Source organism: Kitasatospora sp. NPDC089797 (assembly GCF_040684795.1).
Lineage (GTDB): Bacteria > Actinomycetota > Actinomycetes > Streptomycetales > Streptomycetaceae > Kitasatospora.
In genome coordinates this window covers 40,431-47,327 of the sequence record NZ_JBFBGS010000068.1, presented here as the reverse complement: position 1 = coordinate 47,327, position 6,897 = coordinate 40,431, and the positions used below count along the sequence as shown (strand labels likewise).

General features: G+C 76.1%; 6 protein-coding genes. 2 read left to right on the top strand and 4 right to left on the bottom strand.

The features are described from left to right. Positions 1–88: 88 nt before the first annotated feature. The gene (locus tag AB0O91_RS37130) at positions 89–436 is read right to left on the bottom strand and encodes a hypothetical protein (RefSeq protein ID WP_363442812.1); all 348 of its coding nucleotides are present in this window, start codon (positions 434–436) and stop codon (positions 89–91) included. 369 nt (positions 437–805) lie between these two features. On the opposite strand from AB0O91_RS37130, the gene AB0O91_RS37125 reads away from it, so the two are divergent. After that, positions 806–1,906 carry a serine hydrolase domain-containing protein gene (locus AB0O91_RS37125; protein WP_363442818.1) on the top strand — a complete coding sequence of 367 codons (1,101 nt, stop codon included), beginning with the start codon at positions 806–808 and terminating at the stop codon, positions 1,904–1,906. 72 nt (positions 1,907–1,978) lie between these two features. Beyond that, positions 1,979–3,142: a serine hydrolase domain-containing protein gene (locus AB0O91_RS37120; protein WP_363442809.1), complete on the top strand. Its 1,164-nt coding sequence runs from the start codon at positions 1,979–1,981 to the stop codon at positions 3,140–3,142. A 198-nt stretch (positions 3,143–3,340) separates the two neighbouring features. Here the strand turns inward: AB0O91_RS37120 and AB0O91_RS37115 are convergent, their stop codons facing one another. The 3 genes from AB0O91_RS37115 to AB0O91_RS37105 all read right to left on the bottom strand — a co-directional run bounded on the left by AB0O91_RS37115 (position 3,341) and on the right by AB0O91_RS37105 (position 6,047). Beyond that, positions 3,341–4,096 carry a hypothetical protein gene (locus AB0O91_RS37115; protein ID WP_363442806.1) on the bottom strand — a complete coding sequence of 252 codons (756 nt, stop codon included), beginning with the start codon at positions 4,094–4,096 and terminating at the stop codon, positions 3,341–3,343. Positions 4,097–4,165: 69 nt separating this feature from the next. After that, on the bottom strand, positions 4,166–5,083 hold the full coding sequence (locus AB0O91_RS37110; RefSeq protein WP_363442803.1) for a hypothetical protein: 918 nt from the start codon (positions 5,081–5,083) through the stop codon (positions 4,166–4,168). Between the two features lie 103 nt (positions 5,084–5,186). Beyond that, positions 5,187–6,047 (bottom strand): methyltransferase domain-containing protein, encoded by an 861-nt coding sequence (locus AB0O91_RS37105; protein ID WP_363442800.1) that lies wholly within the window; start codon positions 6,045–6,047, stop codon positions 5,187–5,189. Positions 6,048–6,897: the final 850 nt, after the last annotated feature.

Genomic DNA, 6,897 nt, shown 5'->3' with positions numbered 1-6,897 from the left:
CTGGGCGGCCGCGCCGCCCACACCACCCCCCCCGCCCCCGGGCTGTAGGCCCCCCCCGCCGACTTCCTGCGCGGCCGTGATCCCGTGCTCAGGGGGCGGAGTCGATGCGGACCGAGCCGATCGTCGCGGGCGGGTTGAAGTACATCGGGCTCGGGCCCTGCCGGACGACGGCGCCGGTGCAGTTGCGGAACCGGAAGACGGTCATGCTGCCGTTGCCCGCCCGGCTGCCCACCGCGACGCTCTCGATGTGGGTGGTCAGGGACGGGTTGACGCACTGGCCGACGGCCACCTGCCGGGAGCTCACGGTGGTGCCGTCGTCGATCTGCAGCGAGGGGGTGGCGGCGGCCGCCGTGGTGGCCGCCGCGAGGACGGCCGCGAGCGCGGCCGTGGCGACGGCGGTGGCGGTCCGGGCGGGTCGGGGGCTGGGGATGCGCATGGGTGTCGCTCCTCCGCGGATCGTGCTCGGGCCCGGGGATCGGGCCCCGCCCACTGTGGCCGACGGCCGCCGCACCCGTCCGGCGATCGGCCCGGCAGTCCCCCGAAAGAGCGCACCGCCCCCGGCCCGGGCGCCTGCCCCCGGCCGTACGGACCCGGGACCGTGCTCCCGGGCCCGCCCCCGCACCGGAGCACGCTCCCGGGTGCACTCTCGTCCTGCGCGCGGACGGATTGACGGTGCGTCGGATGATCCTCTTGAAGGGCGCCGGGACGAGCTCCGGCGCCCGACCCGAAGGGCCTTCCCGTGAACGACAACGCACCGCAGCAGCCCCGCCCCACCCGTCAGCGCGCCGGCCGGCGCGGCGCGGCGGTGACCGTCACCGCGGTGGCCGCCGCCGTGCTGGCCGGCGCCCTGGCACCGTCCGCGGCCACCGCCGCCCCGCGCCCCGACAGCATGCAGCAGCGCCTGAACGCCCTGGTCAAGGACGACAAGGCACCCGCCGCCCTGGCCACCGTCAAGGGCGCCGACGGCCGCACCCGCACCTACACCGCCGGCGCCGGCGACGTGACCACCGGCGCCAAGGTCCCGGCCGACGGCCAGGTCCGGGCCGGCAGCAACACCAAGACGTTCACCTCCGTCGTCGTCCTCCAGCTCGTCGCCGAGGGCAAGGTCGACCTGGAGGCGAGCGTGGACACCTACCTGCCCGGCCTGGTGCGCGGCGACGGCATCGACGGCCGCAACATCACCGTCCACCAGCTGCTCCAGCACACCACCGGCCTGCCCGAGTACTTCGACCACGACGGCGTGCTCAACGCCCCCCAGCGCTACTACGAGCCGCGCGAGCTGCTGGACACCGCGCTGTCCAAGAAGGCCCACTTCGCCCCCGGCGCCAAGTGGGAGTACTGCAACACCAACTACCTGCTGGCGGGCCTGATCATCCAGAAGGTCACCGGCCGCCCGCTCGGCGAGGAGATCACCAAGCGCGTCATCGAACGGGCCGGCCTGCGCCACACCTACTTCCCCGTCCCCGGGGACATGACGATCCACGAGGCCCACCCCCAGGGCTACTACCGCAACGAGGAGGGCGTGCTGCGCAACTACACGGAGCTGGACCCCTCCTGGGGCTGGGCGGCCGGCGCGGTGGTCTCCACCAACACGGACCTGACCCGGTTCTACAGCGCCCTGCTCGGCGGGCGCCTGCTGCCCGCCGCCCAGCTCGCCCAGATGCGCACCACCGTCCCCGCCGAGGGGTTCGGCCCCGGGGCCGGCTACGGCCTCGGCCTGGCCAGCCGCCCGCTGTCCTGCGGCGGCGTCTACTGGGGCCACGGCGGCACGATCCCGGGCTACTACACCGCCGGCGGCGCCACCGACGACGGCCGCACCGTCAACGTCACCGTGACCCTGATCCCGGACGACGCCACCGCCAAGCACGTCGGCGAGGCGGTGGACGATGCGCTCTGCCGCCGCTGACCCCCGCACGCCCCTCACCCGGTCGCGCCCCGCACCGCACCGCCCTCCTCGCGTCCCCTCAGTGGAGTCCCGATGAACGACCACGCCCCGCAGCCCTGGGTGCACCGCATCCGCCTGATGCGCCACGCCACGCTCGCCGCCGCCACCGCCGGCATCGCCCTGACCGCCTTCACCCCGCCCGCCGCCTTCGCCGCACCGCGCCCCGACGCCGTGCAGCAGCGCCTGGACGCCCTGGTCAAGGACGACGGGATGCCCGCCGCCCTGGCCACCGTCAAGGGCCGCGACGGCCGCAACCGCACCTACACCGCCGGCCTCGGCGACCTGGCCACCGGGGCCAGGGTCCCGGTCGACGGGCAGATCCGGGCCGGCAGCAACACCAAGGCCTTCACCGCCGTCGTCATCCTCCAGCTCGTCGCCGAGGGCAAGGTCGGCCTGGACGCCAGCGTGGACACCTACCTGCCCGGCCTGCTGCGCGGCGACGGCTTCGACGGGCGCACCATCACCGTGCGCCAGCTGCTCCAGCACACCAGCGGCCTGCCCGAGTACATGGAGTCCCCCGCGCTGAGCGACTTCACCACCATCCAGTACCGCTACTTCGAGCCGCGCGAACTCCTCGACGGCGCGCTCTCCCAGAAGGCGATGTTCCCCGCCGGCACCAGCTGGATGTACTGCAACACCAACTACCTGGTGGCAGGCATGATCATCCAGAAGGTCACCGGCCGCCCCTTCGGCGAGGAGGTCACCAAGCGCGTCATCGACCGGATCGGCCTGCGCCACACCTACGTCCCGGCCGTCGGCGAGACCGCCCTGCGCGAACCCCACCCGCACGGCTACCTGCGCACCGCCCCCGACAAGCCGCTGGTCGACTACACCGACATGGACAGCTCGATGGCCTGGTCCGCGGGGGCGGTCGTGTCCACCAACACCGACCTCAACACCTTCTACAGCGCGCTCATGGCGGGCCGGCTGCTGCCCGCCGCCGAACTCGCCCAGATGCGCACCACCGTGCCCGCCGACGTGCTGGGCCCCGGCGTGCGCTACGGCCTGGGCCTCCAGAGCAGGCCGCTGAGCTGCGGCGGCCTGGTCTGGGGCCACGGCGGCACCGCCGCGGCCTACCGCACCCGCGGCGGCGTCACCGACGACGGGCGCGCCGTGAACATCGCCGTCACCGTCATCCCCGACGGGCCCGCCGCCGTGCACCTGACCGACGCGGTCGACGCGGCCCTGTGCCGCTGACCCCCGGCCGGGCCGGGAGCACCCGGCCCGGCTGAGGACCCGCCGTCCGCCACGCAGCGGCCGCGCCGGTCGCAGCCGTCGACCCACGCGGCTGCGACCGGCGCCTTCGCCGCGCACCCGCCCCGGGTGCGGCCCCTCACGGCTCCGGCGGCGGGACCCGGCAACACCTGGCGCCCGGCGGCGGGCCGGTCCCCGAGGTCAGAGGGGCCAGGTCCCCAGGGCGCGGGCGAGCTGTTCGGCCTGCTCCGGGGTGATGCCCTGGGCGAGCTGGACGCCGGCGCGCGGGCTGTAGGGGCCGTCGCACCGGAGGATGCCGCCGAAGGGCTGCTCGCCGCCGCCGAGCGGCGACCGGCCGGGCAGCGACCAGTGGGCGGCCTCCCACAGCGGGTGGTCCAGGAGCAGCGCCGCCACCCGCGGCGCCTCGCCGGCCGGAGCACCGACCCCTGCCAGCGCCTCGGCGACCGCGCCCGCCGCGTCGGGCGGGGTGTCCTCGTCGCCGAGCGCGGGCAGCAGGAGCAGCAGCCGGGCGTGGCGGTCGTGCAGGCCCGGGGCCGTGCGGTCCGGCGTGGCGGCGATGTGGTGCAGTTCCTGCCAGGACAGGCCGGGGCCGGCCTGGTGCCCGTCGACGGTGGCGAGGTAGCCGTGCCGTCCGGGCTGCCAGTCGGGGTGGGTGACGAAGTACTCTGTCCCGCTGTCGTCGGGGCTGTTGCGGCTCATCACGACGGCGGTGTGCCGGCCGCCGAACGGGATGCGGAACACGGGCCGACTCCCGTCGGCCGTCAGTGCCCGGTAGGCATCGTCGGCGTCGGCCCCGTCCGCTCCGAACCACTCGGCGGCCGGTTCGTCCTCCTCCGTCTCGCACATCCACATCAGGTAGGCGGCCCAGAACCCCGGGTGGGAGAGCAGTTCCTCGCCGGCCACCAGTGGGTCTTCGTCATATCCGTCGATCAGCACGGGGCAAGACTGCCAGCAGCAGCCGCACCCCCTGCCCGGGGGTGCGGCGGCGCCGTGAGCGCCGGCGGCTCACGCCTCCAGCTGCACCCAGCTGTCGCCGGCGCGCAGCCACAGCAGGCCGTCGCGGCCCTGGGCGCAGTGCAGGACCACCGGGCGCGGCAGCCGCAGCTGCTCGCGGGCGGTGACCACCCAGGCGCCGTCGAGGAGTTCCGCGCGGCTCAGCTCGGCGGCGGGGCGGTTGTGGGAGCGGCGGGTGAGGATCATCCGGCGGCCGCGCACCGCGATGCCGTCGGTGTCCCGCAGCGGGTTGCGGTAGTGGGTGGTGTCGCCGGTGGCGGGATCGACCCGGGTCAGGAAGGGGCCCTTGTGGCTGTACCAGGCGAGCCAGGGCGCGGCGCCCTCGGTGGCGGCCGCGCTGCCGCCCAGCGGCCACACCGGCAGCCGTCCCCGGGGGTCCCAGGTGCGGTTGCCGTCGGTGTCCCAGCGGGCCAGGCCGTCGCCGCTCTCCGGGTGGCCCGCGTAGATGCCCTCGTCGCCGTAGGAGGTCCAGATGCCGCCGTCGCGGTCGGCGATGACGTCGTCGAGGTCGTCGCCGATGCAGAAGCGGCTCACCGGCTCACCGTCCGGGGAGTAGACCACCGCGTTGGGCTCCCAGGCGCCGTCCCGGTCCCGGCTGGCGCGGCCCGAGGCCAGCAGGAAGCGTGACCCCGGGAGCAGGGCCAGGTGGCCGGTCCGGGCGGGGATGCCGGTGACGGGGGTGCGGTGCTCCGTGCCGCCGCGGACCACGACCAGGACGCCGTCGCAGCCGGCCGGGGCGCTCCAGCCAACCCATCCCCTGACGTACGGGGAGCGGCGCAGGTCGCGTTCGCGCACCAGCATCACCGCGAGTTCGCCCTCCGGCCCGACGCTCCACCACAGGGCCCGCCAGCCGGCCCGGGCGTCCTCGGGGGGCAGGCTCCACACGACCGGCGGTTCGCCACGTGTCATCGGCATTCACCATCTCGGGACTCCGGGCCCCGACGGCGCCCGAAGGGGTGAACGCTACCGGGCGGCGGCCGCGGCGCTGCCACCGGCCCTGCCCGAGGGCCGTTTAGGACTCGGCCGGACGGCGTCCCCAGGCGGAGATCAACGGCGCCAGCGTCAGGTCGAGTTCGCCGGCCGCCAGGGCCGCCAGGTGCGCCTCGATCTCGGCGTCGTCGGTCAGGCCGGCGGCGAGCAGTTCGCCACGCACGTGCCGGATGGTCGCCGCCTCCAGCCGGTCGCAGGCCGGCCCGCCCACCGGGAAGGAGCCCGCCGCAGCGACCTCCACCAGGCCTGCCGCGCGCAGTGCCCGCGGCAGGGTCCGGCCGTAGGCCAGGTCCGCGCCGCGGCCCGCCAGCAGCTGCCGCACCGCGTCGCGCAGCCGGTTGGCCCGCCGCTGCGCGGGGCCGCTGTCGTCCAGGCAGGCCAGCGGCTGCAGGGCGGTGTCGGCGTCCTCGACCAGCAGCCGGCCGCCGGGGCGCAGCGCGGCGGCCATGGTGGCCAGTGCGCGGGCGCGGTCGGGGACGTGGACCAGGACGAGGCGGGCGTGGACCAGGTCGAAGGTGCCGGGCTCGGGGGCCGGGTCGGTGGCGACGTCGTGGCGGCGCACCTCGTAGCCCTGGCCGGTCGTCAGCCAGGACGGGTCGAGGTCGGTGGCCAGGACGTGTCCGGTGGGGCCGACGATCGCCGCGAGTGCCTGCGGGATGCCGGGGCTGCCGGCGCCGACCTCCCAGCAGCGTGCGCCGGGCCCGATGCCCAGGCGGCGCACGTGTCCGAGGGTCACGGCGTCGAAGAGTTCGGCGAGTTGGGTGAAGCGTTCGCCCGCTTCGGCGCGCGCGTTGTCCAGCAGGTATCCGCGGTCGGGGGCGGCCTTCCCGTCGGTCGGTTCCGGTGGGGCGGTGTCGTGCGGCGGGCGGGGCGAGGGCGTCATGCGCCCCATGATCGGCGCTCCCGCCCGGCCGGCGCCACGGGGTCGGGCGAGGGATGCCTCACACCGCACGGCCCCGCCCCGCCCGCGGCCCGCGGGCCCCACAGCACGGGCACACCCCTCCCCTCCGCCGGCCACCTCCGGGATACGGCACGCGCGTCGAACCTCCCCGGCGGGCAGGCCTGGTGAGCGGATCACGGCACAGCGCGCGCCCGGGCCCGCCGGATACCCCCGGCCCGGCCGCACGCACAGGAAGTCGATCCCGCCGACTTCCCACTCCACCCACCAGGCCACCGGGCCACTGCCCGGCGGCGGGGCGTCAACAGACCCCGGCAGAGCTGCGCTTGGAGCCCGGAGCGGCCCTACGGCACACGGGCCTCCGGTCGCCAGGGCCGCCGAAGCGGCCTGGGTCAGGCCATGCACCGCCCGGCCGGTCACCAGCCCCGCCCTCGCACGGCCGGGGCCCGCCGGATACCCCCGGCCCGGCCACGCGCACAGGAAGTCGATCCCGCCGACTTCCCACTCCACCCACCAGACCACCGGGCCGTCGCCCAGCGGCAGGGCGTCAACAGACCCCGGCAGAGCTGCGCTTGGAGCCCGGAGCGGCCCTACGGCACGCGGACCTCCGGTCGCCAGGGCCACCGCGGCAGCCTCGGCCGGGCCATACCCCGCCCGGCTGATCACCAGCCCCGCCTTCGCGCGGTTGCCGTCGACTCGCCGGATCCGACCGAACCGCCCCGCCGGGCGGTCCCGTTGAACGAATCACGGCACAGCGCGCGCCCGGGCCCGCAGGACGCCCCGGCCTACATCCCCGTCCCGGCCGCGCGCACAGGAAGTCGATCCCATCGACTTC